The sequence below is a fragment of the Methylobacterium sp. 1030 genome, from assembly GCF_040544715.1.
Classification (GTDB): Bacteria; Pseudomonadota; Alphaproteobacteria; order Rhizobiales; family Beijerinckiaceae; genus Methylobacterium.
In genome coordinates this window covers 31867-52794 of record NZ_JBEPKM010000020.1, presented here as the reverse complement: position 1 = coordinate 52794, position 20928 = coordinate 31867, and the positions used below count along the sequence as shown (strand labels likewise).

The window sequence follows — 20928 nt, the reverse complement described above, 5'->3', positions numbered from 1 at the left end:
AGCCATGCAGCTCACGCTCTGGACCTACGAGGGACCTCCTCACATCGGCGCGATGCGCGTCGCCACGGCGATGTCCGGGCTGCACTACGTGCTGCACGCGCCGCAGGGCGACACCTACGCCGACCTGCTGTTCACGATGATCGAGCGGCGGGACGCCCGCCCGCCCGTCACCTACACGACCTTCCGCGCCCAGGATCTCGGCCGCGACACCGCCGAGCTGTTCAAGCAGGCGGTCTCGGCCGCCCACGCGCGGTTTCAGCCCCAGGCGATGATCGTCGGCGCCTCCTGCACCGCCGAGCTGATTCAGGACGATCCGGGCGGCCTCGCCAAGGCGCTCGACCTGCCGATCCCGGTGATTCCGCTGGAATTGCCCGCCTACCAGAAGAAGGAGAACTGGGGCGCATCGGAGACCTTCTACCGCCTCGTCCGGGCGCTCGCCGGTCCGCCCGCCCCGCATCCGGCGCGGGAACCCAGGCAGCGCCCGCTCTGCAACATCCTGGGACCGACGGCGCTGGGCTTCCGCCACCGGGACGACCTGATCGAGATCCGCCGGCTGCTCGACACCCTCGGCATCGCGGTCAACGTCGTGGCACCGCTAGGCGCCTCGCCCGCCGATCTGGGCCGGCTGCGCGAGGCCGATTTCAACGTCGTGCTCTACCCCGAGACCGCCCGGTCGGCCGCGGACTACCTGAAGAAGAGTTTCGGGCAGCCGTTCACGCAGACCGTCCCGATCGGCGTCGGCGGCACCCGCCGGTTCGTCGAGGAGGTTGCGAGCCTCGCCGGGATCGACCCGGCACCGGTGCTCGACGGCCCCGGCTCGCGGCTGCCCTGGTACTCCCGCTCGGTCGATTCGACGTATCTCACGGCCAAGCGCGTCTTCGTCTTCGGCGACGCGACCCACGCCATCGGTATCGCCCGGGTCGCCGCCAAGGAACTCGGCTTCACCGTCGTGGGACTGGGCACCTACGGCCGCGAATTCGCCCGCGAGGTTCGCGCCGAGGCGGCCGAGCACGGCATCGAGGCGCTGATCACCGACGATTACCTCGACGTCGAGGCGGCGATCCGCGCGGCCGCGCCGGAACTGGTGCTCGGCACCCAGATGGAGCGCCACGTCGCGAAGCGGCTCGGCATCCCCTGCGCGGTGATCTCCGCGCCGGTGCACGTCCAGGACTTCCCGGCCCGCTACGCCCCGCAGATGGGGTTCGAGGGCGCCAACGTCCTGTTCGACACCCTGGTCCATCCGCTGATGATGGGCCTCGAAGAGCACCTCCTCGGCATGTTCCGGGAGGATCCCGAATTCCACGACGGCGTCGGCCCCTCGCATCTCGGCGGCAAGTCCTACGGGACTCCGGCGGACGGGGCGTTCGAGGCCGCGGAACGGGCGCCGGCCGACACCCCTCCGACGCCGGCGCCCGTTCCGATTCTTCTGGACCGGGCCGCAGCGTGGTCGCCCGAGGCCGAGAAGGAACTCAAGAAGATCCCGTTCTTCGTGCGGGGCAAGGCGCGCACCAACACCGAGACCTTCGCCCGGGAGCGGCATCTGCCGCTCATCACCGTCGAGACCCTCTACGATGCCAAAGCGCATTTCGGCCGATAGGCCGCCGATCCGCATCGTCATCGTCACGCTCGACAATCACTTGGCGAGCGCGGTGGAACGGGCGCGCCTGCGCCTCCGGACCGAGATGCCCGGGCTGGTTCTGGGCTTCCACGCGGCGGCCGAATGGGACAACGACCCCGCGACCCTGGAGGCCTGCCGGGCCGACATCGCGCAGGCCGACATCGTGCTCTCGGCCATGCTGTTCATGGACGAGCACGTGCGGGCGATCCTGCCGGCGCTGGCGGCGCGGCGCGACGCCTGCGACGCGATGGTCGGCTGCCTCTCGGCCGGCGAGGTGGTGAAGACCACGAAGCTCGGCCGCTTCGACATGAGCGGCACCAAGCGCAGCGCCCTCGACTTCCTCAAGAAGCTGCGCGGCAAGCCGGGCCAGCAGGGCAATGCCGGACGGCAGATGGCCCTGGTGCGCAAGCTGCCGAAGATCCTGCGCTTCATCCCGGGCTCGGCCCAGGACGTGCGCGCCTATTTCCTCACCCTGCAATACTGGCTCGCGGGCTCGGACGAGAACGTCGCCGCGCTGGTGCGCTTCCTCGTGCACCGCTACGCGGCCGGCGAGCGGGCCGCCTGGCGTGACGGCCCGGCGGCGCCCGCACCCCTCGACTACCCCGAGACCGGCCTCTACCACCCGCGCCTGCCCGGCCGGATCGGCGCCGACCCGTCACGGCTGCCCCGCCTCGCGGGCGCGAAGGGCCGCGTCGGCCTCTTGGTGATGCGCAGCTACGTGCTCGCCGGCAACACCGCCCATTACGACGGGGTGATCGCCGCCCTGGAGGCGCAGGGCCTCGACGTCGTGCCGGCCTTCGCCAGCGGCCTCGACAACCGCCCGGCGGTGGATTCCTTCTTCATGAAGGACGGTCGCGCCTGCATCGACGCGCTGGTCTCGCTCACCGGCTTCTCGCTGGTCGGCGGCCCCGCCTACAACGACGCCGCCGCGGCCGAGTCGATGCTGGCCCGCCTCGACGTGCCCTACCTCGCCGCCCAGGCACTGGAATTCCAGACCCTGGAGCAGTGGGAGGCAGGCGACCGCGGCCTGTCGCCGGTCGAGGCGACCATGATGGTCGCTATCCCCGAACTCGACGGCGCCACCGCCCCGATGGTGTTCGGCGGACGGTCCTCCGCTTCCGGCAGCGACAACGCCCGGGACATGCGGGTCCATCCCGAGCGGGCGGCCCGCCTCGCCGAGCGGGTCGCACGTCTGGTCTCCCTCCGCCGGACCGCGAGGGCCGAGCGGAAGCTCGCCGTGGTGCTGTTCAACTTCCCGCCCAATGCCGGCGCCACCGGCACGGCCGCGTTCCTGTCGGTCTACGCCTCGCTGCTCAACACCCTGAAGGGCTTGGCGGCGGACGGCTACACGGTCATGATCCCGGAAGACGTCGATGCCCTGCGCGCGGCGATCTTGGAGGGCAATACCAAACGCTACGGCACCCAGGCCAACGTCCACGCCCGCATCCCGGCCGAGGATCACCTGCGCCGCGAGCCCTACCTCGCCGAGATCGAGGCCCAGTGGGGCCCGGCGCCCGGCCGCCACCAGACCAACGGCGCCGAGATCTTTGTCCTCGGCGCGCAGTTCGGCAACGTCTTCGTCGGGGTCCAGCCGGCCTTCGGCTACGAGGGCGATCCGATGCGGCTGCTGTTCGAGCGCGGCTTCGCGCCGACCCACGCGTTCTCGGCCTTCTACCGCTACCTGCGCGAGGATTTTTCTGCCGACGCCGTGCTGCATTTCGGCACCCACGGCGCCCTCGAATTCATGCCCGGCAAGCAGACCGGCCTGTCCGAGGCCTGCTGGCCGGAGCGTCTGATCGGGGCGCTGCCGAACGTCTACCTCTACGCGGCCAACAACCCCTCGGAGGGGACGCTCGCCAAGCGCCGCTCGGCCGCGACGCTGGTGAGCTACCTCACCCCGAGCCTCGCGGCTGCCGGGCTCTACCGTGGGCTGATCGACCTGAAGAGCTCGATCGAGCGCTGGCGCGGCCTCGGCCCCGAGGCGGCGGGCGAGCGCGAGACCCTGGCCCGCCTGATCCAGGATCAGGGCGCGGCGGTCGACCTCGTGGCGGCCGATCCGGGCTGGAGCGGCGATCTGGAGGCGCGGGTCTCAGGCCTCTGGACCGCGCTGCAGGAGCTGGAGCAGACCCTGATCCCGCACGGGCTGCACGTGGTCGGGCAGGGGACGCCGGAAGAGGAGCGGGTCGATCTGCTCCTGGCGCTCGCCGAGTCGGCGCACGGCGTGAAGCCGGAGCGGGCCGGGATCGAGGCCCTGGTGGCCGGGCGGGGGATCGAGGCGGCGCTCAAGGCCTCCGGCCTCTCCGCCGACGAGACCAACCGCGAGACACTCAAGAACCTCGCCGAGACCGACCGGCTGCTGTCCCGCGACCATGAAGTTCCGGCGCTGCTGCGGGCGCTCGACGGCCGCTTCGTGCCGCCGGTGGCGGGCGGCGACATCCTGCGCAACCCGGCCGTGCTGCCGACCGGCCGCAACCTCCACGGCTTCGACCCCTACCGCCTGCCCTCGGCCTTCGCGGTGGCGGACGGCGCCCGGCAGGTCGCCCGGATCCTCGAGCGCTTCGCCGCCGACGGAAAGCCCTGCCCGGAGAGCGTCGCGCTGGTCCTGTGGGGCACCGACAACCTCAAGAGCGAGGGCGGCCCGATCGCCCAGGCGCTCGCGCTGATCGGCGCCGCGCCCCGCTTCGACGGCTACGGCCGCCTGAGCGGCGCCGAGTTGATCCCGCTGGAGACCCTCGGCCGCCCGCGCATCGACGCGGTGGTCACCCTGTCCGGCATCTTCCGGGATCTGCTGCCGCTGCAGACGAAGCTCCTGGCCGAGGCCTCGTACCTCGCGGCGATCGCCGACGAGCCGCTCGAGCAGAACTACGTCCGCAAGCACGCCCTCGCCATCCAGGCCGAGCAGGGCTGCGACCTGGAGACGGCGGCGCTCCGGGTCTTCTCCAACGCCGAGGGCGCCTACGGGGCCAACGTCAACCACCTCGTCGATTCGGGGAACTGGGACGACGACGCGGAACTCTGCGAGACCTTCTCGCGCCGCAAGAGTTTTGCGTATGGCCGCACCGGCCGCCCGGCGCCGCAGCGCGCCCTGATGCAGGCGGTGCTGGCCTCCGTCGACATGGCCTACCAGAACCTCGACTCGGTCGAGGTCGGCGTCACCTCCGTCGATCACTACTTCGACGGGCTCGGCGGCATGGGCCGGGCGGTGGCCCGGGCCAAGGGCGAGTCGGTGCCGATCTACATCAGCGACCAGACCCGCGGGGAGGGGCGCGTCCGCTCCCTGGAGGAGCAGGTGGCGCTGGAGACGCGCACCCGGATGCTCAACCCGAAATGGTACGAGGGCCTGCTCGGCCACGGCTACGAGGGCGTCCGCCAGATCGAGACGCATCTCACCAACACGGTCGGCTGGTCGGCCACCGCCAACGCGGTCCAGCCCTGGATCTACGAGCGGATCACCGAGACCTACGTCCTCGACAAGGACATGCGCGAGCGCATGGCCGCCTTGAACCCCACCGCCTCCGCCAAGGTCGCCCAAAGGCTGATCGAGGCGCACCGCCGCGGCTTCTGGACCCCCGACGCAGAGATGCGCGACGCCCTCGACCGGGCCGAGGAGGAGCTGGAGGACCGCCTGGAAGGCGTCACCGCAGGAGTGGCCGCATGAACATCGCGATCCGCAATCCCGTCGTCGCCCGGAAGGAGGAGGGGAGCCTTCAGGTCGCCCTCGACCCCGACCTGAAGATCGAGACCGCCAAGGTCTTCGCGGTCTACGGCAAGGGCGGGATCGGCAAGTCGACCACCTCGTCGAACCTGTCGGTGGCCTTCTCGAAGCTCGGCAAGCGGGTGCTGCAGATCGGCTGCGACCCGAAGCACGACTCGACCTTCACGCTGACCAAGCGCCTCGCCCCCACGGTGATCGACGCCCTGGAGGCCGTGAACTTCCACTCGGAGGAGCTGCGGGTCGAGGATTTCGTGGTCGAGGGCTACAACGGCGTGATGTGCGTCGAGGCCGGCGGCCCGCCCGCCGGCACCGGCTGCGGCGGCTACGTGGTCGGCCAGACCGTGAAGCTCCTCAAGGAGCACCACCTCCTGGAGGACACCGACGTCGTCGTCTTCGACGTGCTCGGCGACGTGGTCTGCGGCGGCTTCGCCTCGCCGCTCCAGCACGCCGACCGGGCGCTGATCGTCACCGCCAACGACTTCGACTCGATCTTCGCGATGAACCGGATCGTCGCGGCGATCCACGCCAAGTCCAAGAACTACGGCGTGCGGCTCGGCGGCGTCATCGCCAACCGCTCGGCCAAGACCGACGAGATCGACCGGTTCAACGACGCGGTCGGCCTGAAGCGCCTCGCCCACTTCCCCGACCTCGACGTGGTCCGGCGCTCGCGGCTCAAGAAGTCGACCCTGTTCGAGATGGATTCGTCGCCCGAGCTCGACGCCGTGACCGCCGAGTACATGCGGCTCGCCGAGACGCTCTGGGCCGGGGGCGAGCCCTGCGAGGCAATCCCCATGAAGGACCGCGACCTGTTCGAGTTCCTCGGTTTCGATTGAGTCTGGAGTTCGACCGATGGCCAGCGCCAGCTACGACGCCCGCCGGGGCGAGCTGACCACCTACTTCGACCGCACCGCGGTCGAGGCGTGGTCGCGCCTGACCTCGGACGCCCCGGTGAGCCGGATCCGCGCCACCGTGCGGGCCGGGCGCGACGCCATGCGGGCGACGCTGCTGTCCTGGCTCCCGGCCGACATGACGGGCTCACGCCTGCTCGATGCCGGCTGCGGCACCGGGGCGCTCAGCGTCGAGGCGGCGCGGCGGGGCGCCGAGGTGGTGGCGATCGACGTCTCGCCGACGCTGATCGGGCTGGCGCAGGAGCGGCTGCCGGCGATCGCGGGCGCGGGGCGCATCGACTTCCGGGTGGGCGACATGCTCGATCCGGCGCTCGGCCGGTTCGACCACGTCGTGGCGATGGATTCGCTGATCCACTACCGCGCCGCCGACATCGCCCGGGCGCTGGCGGTGCTAGGCGCGCGCACGGACGGCTCGGTGCTGTTCACCGTAGCGCCGCGCACGGCGCTCCTGACGGTGATGCACGCGGCCGGGAAGTTCTTCCCGCGCGGCGATCGCTCGCCCGCCATCGTGCCGGTGACCGAGGGCGGGCTGCGGCGGCGGATCGCCTCGGAGAGGGCCCTCGACGGCTTCGCCTGGGCGCGGTCGCACCGGATCAACAGCGGATTCTACCTGTCGAACGCGGTGGCGCTGACGCGCGCCCTGCCTCACCGCGCGGATGGTCGGCCAATGACACCCGGGGCGCGACCATGACCCCCGCCCGCAAGCTCACCGAGGCCCTGATGCGCCTCGGCCCGGCGCTGCTTCCCTTCGCGGACGCCGCCACCGCCGAGCTGCCGCTGGGACGGCTGCTCCGCCTCGCCCTGTTCCAGGTCACCGTCGGCATGGCCGCGGTGCTGCTGATCGGCACCCTCAACCGGGTGATGATCGTCGAGCTCGGCGTTCCGGCCTGGATCGTCGCGATGATGCTGGCGCTGCCGCTGGTCTTCGCGCCCCTGCGGGCGCTGGTCGGCTTCCGCTCGGACACCCACCGCTCGGTGCTGGGCTGGCGGCGCGTCCCCTACATCTGGTTCGGCACGCTGCTCCAGTTCGGCGGCCTCGCGATCATGCCGTTCGCCCTGCTGATCCTGTCGGGCGACACGACCGGGCCGCTCTGGGTCGGCAACCTCGCGGCGGCGCTCGCCTTCCTCCTGGTCGGCGCGGGCCTGCACACGACCCAGACCGTCGGGCTGGCGCTCGCCACCGACCTCGCCCCGGCGCACGCGCGCCCGAAGGTGGTGGCGCTGCTCTGCGCGGCGCTCCTGTTCGGCATGATGGCGAGCGCGGTGCTGTTCGGCCTGTTCCTCGCCCATTTCTCACCCGTCCGGCTGATCCAAGTGATCCAGGGCGCGGCGCTGGTCACGATCATCCTCAACGGGTTCGCCCTCTGGAAGCAGGAGCCCCGCGATCCGAACCGGACGCGGACGGCACCGCAGCGCGACTTCCGGTCCTCCTGGCAGGCCTATGCGGGGCAGGGCACCGCCCGGCGACGCCTCGTGGCGATCGGCCTCGGCACGGCGGGCTTCTCGATGCAGGACATCCTGCTCGAACCCTACGGCGGTCAGATCCTGCACCTCTCGGTGGCGGCCACCACGGCGCTGACCGCGCTGCTGGCCGCTGGAGGCGGGCTCGGCCTGCTGGTCGCGGCGCGCTGGCTCGGGCGCGGGGGCGACCCGTTCCGCGTCTCCGCGGTGGGCGTCGGGATCGGGATCCTGGCCTTCTCGGCAGTGGTCTTCGCCGCCCCGCTCGCCTCGGCCGACCTGTTCGCCGCGGGCGTGAGCCTGATCGGCCTCGGCGGCGGCCTGTTCGCCCACGGCACGCTCACCGCCTCGATGAACCGCGCCGGCCCCGAGGATACCGGGCTCGCCCTCGGTGCCTGGGGCGCCGTGCAGGCGACCGCGGCCGGGCTGTCGATCGCGGCGAGCGGCCTCGTGCGCGACGTCGGCGGCGCCATCGCCCAGTCGGGGGTGCTCGGCGAGGGCATGAACGAGCCCGCCATCGGCTACCTCATCGTCTACCACATCGAGATCGCCCTGCTGTTCGCGGCGCTGCTCGCGCTCGGACCGCTGGTGCGTGAGGACGCCCGGATACGAGTTCGAGACAGCATCACCGACGGCCTCGCCGGCCGCACAGCCTGAGACTTGGGGAGGACAGCCATGCCAACCGGCGCACTTACGGGTTACGTCGACGTCGCCCAGGTCGTACTCTACGCGTTCTTCCTCTTCTTCGCGGGGCTGGTCTTCTGGCTGCGCCGGGAGGACCGGCGCGAGGGCTACCCGCTGGAGAACGAGACGGTCGGCCGCCGCAAGGCGGACGACCCGATCCTGATCCCCCGGTCCAAGGCGTTCCATCTGCCGGGCGGCGAGACGACCTACGCGCCGCAGGCGGTTCATGGCCGGGACGACATCGAGACCGGGATCCCGGCCCGCAAGGTCGAACCCTGGCCGGGCGCCCCCTACGAGCGCACGGAGACGTCGCTCCAGGCCGGCGTCGGCCCGGGCTCCTGGGTGCTGCGGCACGACGTGCACGACCGGACCTGGGACGACGAGATCCGCATCGTGCCCCTGCGGGTGGCGAAGAACTTCGTCATCCACGAGGACGGCCCGAACCCGATCGGCATGACGGTGTTCGGCACCGACAACGCGGTCGCGGGCGTGATCAGCGACGTCTGGGTCGACCGCGGCGAGTCGCTGATCCGCTACTACGAAGTCGAGCTCCCGACGGGCGGGCGCCGGCTGATGCCGACAACGTTCTGCCGGGCCGGCGGCTTCACCAAGACGGTGACGACCGAGGCTCTGCTCGCGAGCCAGTTCGCCGACATCCCCAGCACCCGCGACCCCGACAGCGTGACCTTCCTCGAGGAGGAGCGGATCATCTCGTATTTCGGCGCCGGCACGCTCTACGCGACGCCGGCCCGGGCGGAGCCCCTGATATGAGCGGCGACTTCCTCCCCGAGGGCACCCTGCGGGGTCTGCCCGGCCCGCTGCCGGCGGGCGAGCGCATCCTCTGGCAGGGTGCGCCGACGACCGCGGGCCTGCTGGTCCGGGTGTTCCACGCCCGCTTGGTGATCGCGTGGTTCTCGGTCTGCGCCGTGGCCTTCGGCCTCGCGGCGGGCTCGCCCGCGGCGGCGATCAAGGTGGTGGCGCCGACCCTGGTGATCGGCGCCGGCGCCGTCGCGCTGCTCTGGCTGCTCGCCTGGCTCACTCACCGGACGACGCTCTACACGGTGACCAACCGCCGCGTCGTGCTGCAGGCCGGCATCGCCCTGCCGGTGACCCACAACCTGCCCTTCGCGCAGATCGAGACGGCGGCCCTGCGGGCCTTCACGGATGGCAGCGGCGACCTGCCGCTGCGGTTGCGGCCGGGCCTCCGGATCGCCTACCTTCACATCTGGCCGCATGTCCGGCCCTGGCATCTCGCCCGGACCGAGCCCATGCTGCGCTCGGTGCCGGACGCGGACGCCGCGGCGGCGCTGCTGGCACGCGCCCTCGAGGCCCATGCCGACGGCACCGCGCCGCCGGTTCGGGTGGCGCGTCTCGGCCGAGCGGACGAGAATCCCGGCCGCCTCGTCGCGGCCGAATAGGGAGGGGCACGATGGGCGAGCGGGCGGAGGGCGCCAGCCGGGCCATGGCGGTCGCGGGACCGGCACCGGCGCTGCTGATGATCGGCGCCGGCGCGCTGATGGGCTTCACCATGCTGGCGGTCCTGATCGGCCGGAGCGAGAAGGTCGGCCTCGTCGCCCTGCCGCCCGCCAAGGTGGTGGAGCGCCTCGAGTTCCGCGCCGAGGATCAGGTCGACGGCTCGATCGCCCTGCGGGACGTCGCCGACCGGCACATCGTCGCCTGGATCCGTCCCGGCGAGGACGGGTTCCTGCGCGGGACCCTGCGGGGCCTCGCCCAGGCCCGCCAGCGGGAGGGCCTCGGCCCCGAGAAGCCCTTCAGCCTGACCCGCTACGACGACGGCCGCCTCGCGCTGGCCGACGAGGCCACCGGCCGCCGGGTGCCCCTGGAGGCCTTCGGGCCGACCAATGCCGGGGCCTTCGCGCGGCTGATGCCCGCGCCGGGCGCCCCCGCCGCGGAGACGCGGTGATGGGCCTGTTCGGCAGCCGCACCGTCACCGTGCCCTGCACGGTGGAGATCGAGCAGACGCCCGAGAGCCTGCACGCGCACGTGACCCTCGATGCCGGCTTCGAGATCGAGCCCGGCGACGAGGTCCAGGTCCACGACGCGCCGACCTCGGTGCCCTACGGCGAGCGCCTCACCGTGCGGCGCACCGCCACCGTGACGCGGGCCGGCGCGCTGGAGCGGGCCTGGACCAAGCTCATCGCGCATCTCGAGCTGACCGAACTCTACGAGGTCAGCTTTTCCGAGAGGAGGAAGCTGTGAACGCACCCGTCCCGCCACCCTCCGGCCAGCCCGTCCCGAAGACGCCGATCAATGAATCGACCCGCTCGGCGCAGGAGACGACCTTCCTCAGCCCGCGCTTCTACACGACCGATTTCGACGAGCTCGACCGCACGAACGTCGAGCCGGTGCGGCGCGACTGGGACATCCTGATCGCCGAGCTGCGCTCCGACCCGAACAAGCGCCACTTCACCCGCAACGAGGAGTTCGACTGCGACCTGTCGAAGATGGAGCCGGAGCTGCGGAAGGAGTTTTTGGACTTCCTCGTGTCGTCCATCACCGCCGAGTTCTCCGGCTGCGTCCTCTACGCCGAGATGCGCAAGCGGGCGAAGAACAAGGACATCAAGGAGCTGTTCGGCTTCATGAGCCGGGATGAAGCCCGCCACGCCGGCTTCATCAACGACACGCTCAAGGATTTCGGCATCGGCGTGGACCTGGGCTTCCTCACCAAGTCCAAGAAGTACACGTTCTTCCGGCCGAAGTTCATCTTCTACGCCACCTATCTGTCCGAGAAGATCGGCTACGCCCGCTACATCACGATCTTCCGCGAGCTGGAGCGGCACCCGGAGCGGCGCATCCACCCGATCTTCAAGTGGTTCGAGCTGTGGTGCAACGACGAGTTCCGCCACGGCGAGGCCTTCGCGCTGCTGATGCGCGCCAACCCGAAGCTGACGAGCGGCGTGAACCGCTACTGGATCCGGTTCTTCCTGCTCGCCGTCTTCGCCACGATGTACGTGCGCGACCATCACCGCCCGGCCTTCCACGCCGCGCTCGGCGTCGATCCCAGCGATTACGACTTCAAGGTCTTCCGGATCACCTCGGAGATTTCCCGCCAGACCTTCCCGCTGGAACTCGATATCGACAACCCGAAGTTCAAGGCGGGCCTCGACCGGCTGCTCGCCTGCTCCCGGGCGATCGCCGACGCCAAGGCGCGGGGCGGCCTCGTCGGCAAGGCCCTGCAGGGCCTCCACGCCGCCCGGGCGGCCGTGACCTTCGCGCGGCTCTATCTCCTGCCCGTCAAGGCCAACGCCCTGCCGGCCGACATCCGCCTCCAGCCGGTCTGGTAGCATGGGGACCTACGCCGCCCCGGTCCTGTATGCGGTCCTGCTCTGGTGGTTCTCCACCGGGCTGATCCTGCTGCTCGATCACGCCCCGCGGCGGACGCATCCGTGGAGCATGGCCGGGGCGACCCTCCTGCTCGCCGGCGCCCTGGTGGCGATCCGGTCCAGCGCCGCCGACACGAGCGCCACGGGGGCCTACACGGCCTTCACGGCGGCGCTCGTCGTCTGGGGCTGGCAGGAGATGAGCTACTACATGGGCTTCCTGTCGGGCCCGCGGCCCGTCGCCTGCGCGCCGAGCGTGCGCGGGCTCGACCGGTTCTTCGCCGCGCTCGCCACCAGCCTGTGGCACGAATTCGCCATCGTGGTCGGCGGCCTCGCGATCCTGGCGCTGGTCTGGGGCAGCCCCAACCGCTTCGCCCTGTGGACCTACGGCACGCTGGTGGTGATGAACCTGTCGGCGCGGCTCAACCTGTTCCTGGGGGTGCGCAACCTCCACGCCGAGTTCCTGCCGGACCATCTCGGCTACCTCGCCTGCTACCTGTCCCGGAAGCCGATGAACCTGCTGTTCCCGGTCTCGGTGAGCCTCGGGACCATCGCGGCGGCCCTGCTCGGGCGCGCGGCGCTGGGTGCCGACCTGCTGGAGCACGAGCTGATCGGCTTCACGGTCCTGGCGACGCTGACCGCGCTCGCCACCCTGGAGCACTGGTTCCTGATGCTGCCGCTGCCCTCGGCGGAGCTGTGGCGCTGGAGCCTGCCGGCCCGGGCGCCCGGGGAAGCGGCCGGGCCGCCGGACCACATGTAGGCCGAGGGATCACGAGCGGGCGACGCACGTCCACCAATCTGGAACTGGTCTTGTGCGAAGTCCGGTGTCACAGGCGGGATCAACCCGCAGGATTTGTTCGGGGAGAGGCGACATGGATTACGAGACCTTCTTCGGGGCTGAGATCGCCGGGCTCCACCGCGAGGGCCGCTACCGGGTCTTCACCGACCTCGAGCGCCACGCGGGCAACTTCCCGCACGCCACCCACCACCACGCGGCCGGCACCCGGCCCGTGACGGTCTGGTGCTCCAACGACTATCTCGGCATGGGCCAGCACCCGACCGTCACCGGGGCGATGCACGAGGCGATCGACCGCTGCGGCGCGGGCGCCGGCGGCACCCGGAACATCTCGGGCACCAACCACTACCACGTGCTGCTGGAGCGCGAGCTCGCCGACCTCCACGGCAAGGAGGCGGCCCTGCTGTTCACCTCCGGCTACGTGTCGAACTGGGCGGCGCTGGGGACCCTCGCGTCGCGCCTGCCGAACTGCGCGGTCTTCTCCGATTCCGAGAACCACGCCTCGATGATCGAGGGGATCCGGTTCTCGCGGGCCGAGCGCCACATCTTCCGCCACAACGACCCGGAGGACCTGAACCGCAAGCTCGCGCTGGTCGATCCCGCCCGGCCGAAGCTGGTGGCCTTCGAGTCGGTCTACTCGATGGACGGCGACATCGCGCCGATCGCCGAGATCTGCGACGTGGCCGAGGCCCACGGGGCGCTGACCTACCTGGACGAGGTCCACGCGGTCGGCCTCTACGGCGCACGCGGCGGCGGCATCTCGGAGCGGGACGGCGTCGCCCACCGGCTGGACGTGATCGAGGGCACGCTCGGCAAGGCCTTCGCGGTGCACGGCGGCTACATCACGGCGTCGGAAAAACTCTGCGACTTCGTGCGCAGCTTCGCGTCGGGCTTCATCTTCACCACCTCGCTGCCGCCGGCCGTCGCGGCGGGCGCGGCGGCGTCGATCCGCCACCTCAAGGAGAGCGGCGTCGAGCGGGCCCGGCATCAGGAGCGGGTGGCGAAGGTCCGGCAGGCGCTGGAGGCCGCCGACATCCCGACCATGCCGAACGACAGCCACATCGTGCCGGTGATGGTCTGCGATCCGGTGCTCTGCAAGGGGATCTCCGACACCCTGCTCGACGAGTTCGGCATCTACGTGCAGCCGATCAACTACCCGACGGTCGCCCGCGGCACCGAGCGCCTGCGGATCACCCCGTCGCCGCTGCACACCGACGCCGACATCGCCCATCTGGTCGAGGCGCTCACCACGATCTGGGGCCGGATCGGGCTCCGGCAGAAGGCGGCGGAGTAAGCGCGGGCGGGGGTTCCCTTCTCCCACCTTCGCCCTCATCCTGAGGTGCCCGCGTCAGCGGGCCTCGAAGGAGGGCTCCAGCCATCGCACGTCTTCTGGAGACCTCCTTCGAGGCCTCCGCTACGCTGCGGCACCTCAGGATGAGGGGGTGGGTTGGATGCCCCCGCAGCATCGAGTCATCGCGTGCCCACCTTCCCCTTCTCGGCCATCGTCGGCCAGGACGAGATGCGCCAGGCGCTGCTGATCGCGGCGGTGGACCCGGCGGTCGGCGGCGTGCTGGTCTTCGGCGACCGCGGCACCGGCAAGTCCACGGCGATCCGGGCGCTGGCCGCCCTGCTGCCGCCGATGCGGGCGGTGGTCGGCTGCCCGTACAATTGCGATCCCGAAAGTCCCGCAGAATCCTGTCCGCACTGCGCGAGCCTGCCGGGCGCGCGGAGAAAGTCCGAGAAAAAACCGGTGCCGGTGGTGGACCTGCCGCTGGGCGCCACCGAGGACCGGGTGGTCGGCACCCTCGACCTGGAGCGGGCGCTCGGCGCCGGCGTGAAGGCCTTCGAGCCGGGGCTGCTGGCCCGCGCCAACCGCGGCTTCCTCTACATCGACGAGGTCAACCTCCTCGAGGACCACCTCGTGGACCTCCTGCTCGACGTGGCGGCCTCCGGCGTCAACACGGTCGAGCGCGAGGGCCTGTCGCTCCGCCACCCGGCGCGGTTCGTCCTCGTCGGCTCCGGCAACCCGGAGGAGGGGGAGCTGCGGCCGCAGCTCCTCGACCGGTTCGGGCTGGCCTGCGAGGTCGCGACGCCGAGGGACATCCCCACCCGCATCGCGGTGGTGCGCGCCCGCGACGCCTACGAGCGCGACCCGGAGGGGTTCTGTGCTGCCCGTGAAGGCGAAGAGCGAAAGATTCAAAAAAGAATCCTGCTGGCACGGGAGCGCCTGCCATCGGTCACCGTGCCGGATGCCGCCCTGGAGCGCGCCGCGCGGCTCTGCCTCGCCCTCGGGACGGATGGCTTGCGCGGGGAACTGACCCTGATGCGCACGGCCCGGGCGCTCGCGGCGCTCGACGGCGCCGCGATGGTCACCGACGATCACCTCCGGCGCATCGCCCCGGCCGCCCTGCGCCACCGGCTGCGGCGCAACCCGCTCGACGAATCCGGATCCACCGCCCGGGTGGAGCGGGCGCTGGCGGAGGTCTTCGCGTGACGGCGCCGCTGCGCGCGCCCCGAGCGCGAGGGCGTTCATCGCGCGGCTCCGGCCGAGTCGGCGCGGAACGGAGCGCGGGGCCCCTCTCCCGTGCGGGCGAGGGACAGGGTGGAGGACGGGGACCGGCCGGACGAGGCTCGGCCCGAACGCGTCGCGCGCGTCTGCTCAGTCCTGGAACTCCGCATCCCGCACCCCGACCCTCTCCCGCCCGGGAGAGGGGGCCGGTCGCGCTCCGTCGCCCGCGTCGGGGTCCGATGGACGTGTCTGACCCTCGGCACCCGCTCGGGAGCGGGGCCCTGTCGCGCCCCGCTCGAGCCGATGCCTGAGCATCGCCGTCCCGCAGAGCAGGGAGGGACACCGACCTGCGCCTGGGCCGATGCCCGCCTGGCCGCCCGGCTTCTCGCCGCGAACCCGCACGGGCTCGGCGGCGCGGTGCTGCGGGCCCCCGCCGGGCCCGTGCGCGAGCGCTGGCTCGACAGCGTGCGGGCGGCGCTGCCCCCGGGAACGCCCTGGCGGCGCCTGCCGCCCGGCATCGGCGACGACGGCCTGCTCGGCGGCCTGGATCTCGCCGCGACCCTGGCGGCGGGCCGCCCCGTCGCGCGGGCCGGCCTGCTGGCGGAGGCCGATGGCGGGATCGTCGTCGTCCCCATGGCCGAGCGTCTGCCTCCGGGCACCGCGTCGCGGCTCGCCGCCGCCCTCGACACCGGCACGGTCTCGGACCGCGGCGCCCGGTTCGGCCTGATCCTCCTCGACGAGGGCGTGGCGGACGAGACGGTCGCCGAGGCGCTGGCCGATCGCCTCGCCTTCCGGCTGGACCTGAGCGGGCTCGGCCTCGCGGACGCCGCGGCGGCCGAGCCGGAACCCGCCCCGGGCGCGCCGGAGCCCGACCCGGTCGGGAGCCTCTGCGCCCTGGCCGAGGCCTTCGGGATCGCGTCGCTGCGCGGCCCGATCCTGGCGGCGCGCGTGGCGCGCGCCCTCGCGGGAGACGGGCCGATCGGCCAGGGGGCGATCGTGGCGGCCGGGCGCCTCGTCCTGGCGCCGCGGGCGACGCGCCTGCCCGCACCGGAGCAGCCCGCCCCCGAGACCGCGGAGGCGCCGGCGGAGCCGCCCGAGCCGAACGACGCGGAGGAGGCGTCGGGTCCGGCCGCAGAGGCGCCCGACGACGTCGTGCTGGAGGCGGTGCGCGCCGCGATCCCGCCGAACCTCCTCGACCAGCTTCTGGCGGGCGCGCAGCGTCTCCCGGCCGCGAAGGCCGGCCGGGTCGGGCAGGCGGCCTCGGCCCGCACCGGCCGCCCCGTGGGCAGCCGGCGGGGCGACCCGCGGCGGGGACGGCTCGACCTGCTCGCCACTCTGCGGGCGGCGGCGCCCTGGCAGGCCGTCCGCAGAGTAGAAGGAGAGACGCGCCGCATCGTGGTGCGGCGGGACGATCTGCGGATCCGGATCCTCAAGCAGCGGACCGAGACCACCACGGTGTTCTGCGTGGACGCCTCGGGCTCGGCCGCCCTGGAGCGGCTGGCGGAGGCCAAGGGCGCGGTCGAGCTGCTGCTGGCGGAGGCCTATGTCCGGCGGGACCGGGTGGCGCTGGTGGCGTTCCGCGGCACCGGCGCGGATCTCGTTCTGCCGCCGACCCGGTCGCTCACCCGGGCCAAGCGCGGGCTCTCGGGACTGCCGGGCGGAGGCGGGACGCCGCTCGCGGCGGGGATCGACGCCGCGGTCGCGGTGGCGCTGGGCGTGCGCCGCGGCGGCAGCCGGCCGGCAATCGTGCTGCTGACCGACGGGCGCGCCAACGTCGCGCGGTCGGGGGAGGGGGGACGGGCCCGGGCGGGCGCGGAGGCGCTGCAGGCGGCCCGAGCCCTGCGTGCGGCCGGGCTGCCGGCCCTCGTGGTCGATACCGGCACGCGGGGCGACGAGGCCCGTTCTGTGGCGGACGCGATGGGCGCCCGCTACCTGAAGCTACCCCGGGCCGAGGCCGGTCAGCTCAGCGCGGCGGTGCGGGCGGCGCTCTGAGCGCCGCACCCGTCACCCCCGCGACAGGGTGTCAGAGGTCGCCGCCGATGCCGCTGTCGGCGAGGCGCTGGTGGTGGGCGAGCCAGGAGCTCAGCATCTCGCGGACGATGGCCTTGAGGCTCCAGCCGCCGGAGACCGGAGCGGCGATGTTCTGGGTCGAGGAGGTGAAGAGGATCATGACCTTCTCCGGAGTTGGTGGACGCGTCTTGTTCTTGCTCGCCCGAGATATGCCGTTGCTGTTGCAGCGCAGCAATCGGTCTCCGCTCACCGGTGGCATGCGGCCGCCGCATAGGATTGTTCAGTGTTACGAAATACTTCCGGCCATGAACGATAGCGCCGCCGTCGCCCCTGGATCGTCCGGCCATGCCGCAGTGCAGGATACGCGCGCATGCTGACCGGCTTCGACGCGGACCGGCCCGACTGGGCCGTGGAGGGCCGGGACTGGCCCCATCGGGAGGCCAGCCGCTTCGTGGAGGCGGCCGGCCTCCGCTGGCACGTCCAGGAATACGGGCCTCCGGACGCCCCGATGCTGCTGCTCCTGCACGGGACCGGGGCGGCCACGCATTCGTGGCGCGGGCTGGCGCCGCTCCTCGCGCGCGACTTCTCCGTGATCGCCCCGGACCTGCCGGGCCACGGCTTCACGGACCCGCTGCCCGACGCCGACCTGTCGCTGCCCGGCATGGCCCGGGCCGTGGCGGGCCTCGTTGCGGCGCTCGGCCGGCCGCCGGTCCTGGCGGCGGGCCACTCGGCCGGCGCCGCCGTCCTCGCGCGGATGTGCCTCGACGGCACCATCGCGCCCCGGCTGCTGGCGGCGTTCAACGGCGCTCTCGCGCCGCTGCCGGGGGCGGCGAACCTGCTGTTCCCCAGCATGGCGCGCCTCCTGTTCCTCAACCCCTTCACCCCCCGGATCTTCGCCTGGACGGCGGACCGGTCCGCGGCCAAGCGCCTGATCGAGGGGACCGGCTCGCGCCTCGACCCGGAGGGGGTCGACCTCTACCGGCGGCTCTTCGCCCGGGCCGGCCATGTCCGCGGGGCGCTGGGCATGATGGCGAACTGGGATCTCGCCGGGCTGCACCGGGCGCTGCCCGGCCTCGCCACCCGGACCCTGCTGATCGTCGGCGGCGACGACAAGGCCATCCTGCCGGACACCGCCTTCGCCCTGCGCGACCGCATGCCCGACGCCCGCGTCCGCCTGATCCGGGGGCTGGGCCACCTCGCCCACGAGGAGGCGCCGGAGCGCGTGGCCGAGGTCCTCCGCGCCGAGGCTTCGGACGCGGGCGTTCTGTCGCCGCCGTGAGCCGGACGGGACTGGCGCCGGCCTTGCGTGGGTCGTAGAGCCTGCCGCGGCGGGCAGGGCAGGATCGAGGAGCGGCCGGAACGATGGCGAGACCCGTGATCGGCGTCATCGGCAACGCGCGCCTGATCGACAGCCGCTTCCCGGCGCAGATCGTCGGCGAGAACAACATGCGGGCGGTCGCCGCGGTGGCCGGCGCCCTGCCGCTGATGTTCGCCGCCGTCCCGACGATCACCGACCTCGGGGACCTCCTCGACACCGTGGACGGCGTCCTGCTCACGGGGGGCCGCGCCAACGTCCATCCGGCGCGCTTCAACACCGAGCCCTGCGCGGCGCACGAGCCCTACGACGAGGATCGCGACGCCGTGGCGCTGCCCCTGATCGAGGCCTGCGTGGCGGGGGGCGTGCCGCTGTTCGGCATCTGCCGCGGCTTCCAGGAGATGAACGTCGCCTTCGGGGGCAGCCTGCACCCGGAGATCCGCGATCTGCCGGGCCGGCTCAACCACCGCATGCCGCGCCTCGCGAACGGCGAGATCCACCCGGACCTGGAATTGATCTTCGCCGACCGTCACGAGGTCCGGCTGACGCCCGGGGGCGCCTTCGCCCGCCTCCTGGAGCGCGAGACGATCCGGGTGAACTCCCTGCACGGCCAGGGCATCCTGGAGCCGGGCGGCCGGATCGTGATCGAGGGCCTCGCCGAGGATGACACGGTCGAGGCGATCCGCGTCCGCGACGCGGCGGGCTTCGCGCTGGGCGTCCAGTGGCACGCCGAGCACGATCCGGCGGCCAACCCGATCAACCGCACGCTGTTCGAGGCCTTCGGGGCCGCGGCGGCGACGCGGCACCGGGCGCGGCGGGCCGGCCGGGGATGAGCCGCTCGCGCGCTGGGACGACCCAGTGCAGAGGCCGCGCGTGGCAGCACAGCGCCGGCACACCGCCGGCACCAGGAGTCTTTCCGGCCTTAACCTATGTTTATTCGCTGGCGCTGATCCACGGAATATTGGCTGTCCATCCGCACAGATCTTGATCACACGCGACCGGATTCACCTTATCCCCCGGACGACCTGTCGCAGGACGGAACAGTGGCCTCGCGGTGGTGTTCCCGGAGTCCCGAACAGCGGCCGCCTCGCGTGGAGGCCGGCCGCGCAGAGACCGGGCAGGCCCTGCATGCATCTCCCCCGCGACGACCGAGAGCACCCCCGTGCCGAGGCCTTCCGCGACTTCATCCGGAACCCGCCCTTCCCCTGCGTGGGCGCCAAGTCGGCCCTGTCCCGCGGGCGGATGCGGATCGTGGTGGCCCGGGACATCACCTCGGGCTGGGACGACATGCGGATCTACCCGGCGCTGCTCGCCTTCGTGGCGCAGTACCGGGCGCAGCCCGACCTGTTCCAGAGCTTCGCGGTCGTGTTCGAGGGGCCGGGCGACCTCTCGGAGGAGGCGTTCGAGCACAACCTCTGGGCGCGCGCGCAATCCCTGACCGACAAGGACGCCTGGCTCGGCCAGCCCCACGATGCCCGCGTGGCCGAGGATCCCGACAACCCGCACTTCTCCCTGAGCTTCGGCGGCGAGGCGTTCTTCGTCGTCGGGCTGCACCCGCAGGCGAGCCGGCCGGCGCGGCGCTTCTCGTCGCCGGTCCTGGTCTTCAACCTGCACGCGCAGTTCGAGCGGTTGCGGGCGGAGGGACGCTACGAGAAGCTGCGCGCCGCGATCCTGGAGCGCGACGAGGCCCTCGCTGGCAGCGTGAACCCGATGCTGGCGCGCCACGGCGAGGCCTCGGAGGCGCGCCAGTACAGCGGCCGCGCGGTCGACGCGGACTGGCGCTGCCCGATGAAGGGCCGACCGGCGCCGGCCCCGGAGGCCCGGGACTGGAACCCGCCGGCCCTGCCCTTCGATTGCGGGCTGCCGGGCAGCGGCGCCTGAGCCGGTCGGATCCGGTCCCCAGTACGGAGCGAGCCACCCCCATGTGCCAACCCACCCTGTGCCAGGCCGACGTGCAGACGATCGCGCCGCGCTCCGGCGTCGCCTTCACGCTCGACCGGGGCCAGCGCCTCACGGTGATCGACCCGTGCGGGGAGCAGGTGGCCGACCTCCTCGCCTTCAACCGCCACGATACGGGAGAGGTGATCTCGTCGGGCCGGACCCTCGACTACGCCAGCCGGATCTACCTCACCACCGGCGACCCGCTCTACTCGAACCGCTCGAAGATCCTGCTGCGGATCCTCGAGGATACGGTCGGCCGGCACGATTTCCTGCTGACGCCGTGCTCGGCCGACACGTTCCGCATCATCTACGGCGACGCGAACCCGCATCGCGGCTGCTTCGGCAACCTCGCGGCGGCGCTCGCACCCTACGGCATCGCGCCGGACGCGATCCCGGTGGCGTTCAACTGCTTCATGAACGTGCCGATCGACGGCGCGACCGGGGCGCTCACCGTGGCGCCGCCCCTCAGCCGGGCGGGGGACCGGATCGTGTTCGTGGCCGAGACCGACCTGATCATCGGGCTCACCGCCTGCTCGGCCCTGCAGTCGAACAACGGCAGCTTCAAGCCGATCCACTACAGCGTGAGCGCCTAGCTGCGGGCCCTCAAAAGCCCCGGCCCGATCCCGATATTGA

General features: G+C 72.3%; 19 protein-coding genes. 18 read left to right on the top strand and 1 reads right to left on the bottom strand.

The genetic code is table 11. The features are described 5' to 3' along the window. Positions 1 to 4: 4 nt before the first annotated feature. From bchB to ABIC30_RS25230, 14 genes are all read left to right on the top strand, one after another. Complete coding sequence (bchB, locus tag ABIC30_RS25295) at positions 5 to 1597, top strand: ferredoxin:protochlorophyllide reductase (ATP-dependent) subunit B (RefSeq protein WP_020095250.1); 1593 nt, start codon at positions 5 to 7, stop codon at positions 1595 to 1597. Next, entirely contained in the window at positions 1572 to 5276 is a 3705-nt protein-coding gene (locus ABIC30_RS25290) for a magnesium chelatase subunit H (protein ID WP_354456229.1), read from the top strand. Before bchB ends, ABIC30_RS25290 begins: the two co-directional genes overlap by 26 nt. Then, positions 5273 to 6166 carry a ferredoxin:protochlorophyllide reductase (ATP-dependent) iron-sulfur ATP-binding protein gene (bchL, locus tag ABIC30_RS25285; RefSeq protein ID WP_020095252.1) on the top strand — a complete coding sequence of 298 codons (894 nt, stop codon included), beginning with the start codon at positions 5273 to 5275 and terminating at the stop codon, positions 6164 to 6166. Before ABIC30_RS25290 ends, bchL begins: the two co-directional genes overlap by 4 nt. A 16-nt stretch (positions 6167 to 6182) precedes the next feature. Next, a complete protein-coding gene (gene bchM / locus ABIC30_RS25280; RefSeq protein WP_020095253.1) occupies positions 6183 to 6932 on the top strand; it encodes a magnesium protoporphyrin IX methyltransferase in 750 nt (249 codons plus the stop codon). Beyond that, a complete protein-coding gene (locus ABIC30_RS25275) occupies positions 6929 to 8356 on the top strand; it encodes a BCD family MFS transporter (protein WP_020095254.1) in 1428 nt (475 codons plus the stop codon). Before bchM ends, ABIC30_RS25275 begins: the two co-directional genes overlap by 4 nt. A gap of 18 nt (positions 8357 to 8374) precedes the next feature. Then, on the top strand, positions 8375 to 9154 hold the full coding sequence (puhA, locus tag ABIC30_RS25270; protein WP_020095255.1) for a photosynthetic reaction center subunit H: 780 nt from the start codon (positions 8375 to 8377) through the stop codon (positions 9152 to 9154). After that, entirely contained in the window at positions 9151 to 9801 is a 651-nt protein-coding gene (gene puhB, locus ABIC30_RS25265; RefSeq protein ID WP_020095256.1) for a photosynthetic complex putative assembly protein PuhB, read from the top strand. Before puhA ends, puhB begins: the two co-directional genes overlap by 4 nt. An 11-nt stretch (positions 9802 to 9812) precedes the next feature. Next, the gene (gene puhC / locus ABIC30_RS25260) at positions 9813 to 10307 is read left to right on the top strand and encodes a photosynthetic complex assembly protein PuhC (RefSeq protein WP_020095257.1); all 495 of its coding nucleotides are present in this window, start codon (positions 9813 to 9815) and stop codon (positions 10305 to 10307) included. Then, a complete protein-coding gene (locus tag ABIC30_RS25255) occupies positions 10307 to 10603 on the top strand; it encodes an O2-dependent cyclase accessory protein (RefSeq protein ID WP_020095258.1) in 297 nt (98 codons plus the stop codon). Before puhC ends, ABIC30_RS25255 begins: the two co-directional genes overlap by 1 nt. Further along, complete coding sequence (gene acsF / locus ABIC30_RS25250) at positions 10600 to 11688, top strand: magnesium-protoporphyrin IX monomethyl ester (oxidative) cyclase (protein ID WP_020095259.1); 1089 nt, start codon at positions 10600 to 10602, stop codon at positions 11686 to 11688. The genes ABIC30_RS25255 and acsF overlap by 4 nt, the downstream gene beginning before the upstream one ends. A 1-nt stretch (position 11689) precedes the next feature. Continuing rightward, the gene (puhE, locus tag ABIC30_RS25245; protein ID WP_020095260.1) at positions 11690 to 12484 is read left to right on the top strand and encodes a putative photosynthetic complex assembly protein PuhE; all 795 of its coding nucleotides are present in this window, start codon (positions 11690 to 11692) and stop codon (positions 12482 to 12484) included. Between the two features lie 112 nt (positions 12485 to 12596). Then, positions 12597 to 13814 (top strand): 5-aminolevulinate synthase, encoded by a 1218-nt coding sequence (gene hemA / locus ABIC30_RS25240; protein WP_020095261.1) that lies wholly within the window; start codon positions 12597 to 12599, stop codon positions 13812 to 13814. Between the two features lie 183 nt (positions 13815 to 13997). Further along, positions 13998 to 15014: a magnesium chelatase ATPase subunit I gene (gene bchI, locus ABIC30_RS25235; RefSeq protein WP_042673186.1), complete on the top strand. Its 1017-nt coding sequence runs from the start codon at positions 13998 to 14000 to the stop codon at positions 15012 to 15014. Positions 15015 to 15332: 318 nt separating this feature from the next. Next, positions 15333 to 17021 (top strand): magnesium chelatase subunit D, encoded by a 1689-nt coding sequence (locus ABIC30_RS25230; protein WP_051123777.1) that lies wholly within the window; start codon positions 15333 to 15335, stop codon positions 17019 to 17021. Positions 17022 to 17052: 31 nt separating this feature from the next. Here ABIC30_RS25230 and ABIC30_RS25225 read toward each other — a convergent pair whose 3' ends face one another. Beyond that, positions 17053 to 17199 (bottom strand): hypothetical protein, encoded by a 147-nt coding sequence (locus ABIC30_RS25225; RefSeq protein WP_020095264.1) that lies wholly within the window; start codon positions 17197 to 17199, stop codon positions 17053 to 17055. A gap of 210 nt (positions 17200 to 17409) precedes the next feature. Between ABIC30_RS25225 and bchO the strand changes: the two genes are divergently transcribed. The 4 genes from bchO to ABIC30_RS25205 all read left to right on the top strand — a co-directional run bounded on the left by bchO (position 17410) and on the right by ABIC30_RS25205 (position 20888). After that, positions 17410 to 18318, top strand: coding sequence for an alpha/beta fold hydrolase BchO (gene bchO / locus ABIC30_RS25220; protein WP_020095265.1), 909 nt, complete (start codon positions 17410 to 17412; stop codon positions 18316 to 18318). A gap of 83 nt (positions 18319 to 18401) precedes the next feature. Beyond that, positions 18402 to 19187 (top strand): gamma-glutamyl-gamma-aminobutyrate hydrolase family protein, encoded by a 786-nt coding sequence (locus tag ABIC30_RS25215; protein WP_354456224.1) that lies wholly within the window; start codon positions 18402 to 18404, stop codon positions 19185 to 19187. A 295-nt stretch (positions 19188 to 19482) separates the two neighbouring features. Next, entirely contained in the window at positions 19483 to 20235 is a 753-nt protein-coding gene (gene gntA / locus ABIC30_RS25210; protein ID WP_020095267.1) for a guanitoxin biosynthesis heme-dependent pre-guanitoxin N-hydroxylase GntA, read from the top strand. A gap of 41 nt (positions 20236 to 20276) precedes the next feature. After that, entirely contained in the window at positions 20277 to 20888 is a 612-nt protein-coding gene (locus ABIC30_RS25205; RefSeq protein WP_020095268.1) for a DUF1989 domain-containing protein, read from the top strand. The last annotated feature ends 40 nt before the right edge of the window (positions 20889 to 20928 follow it).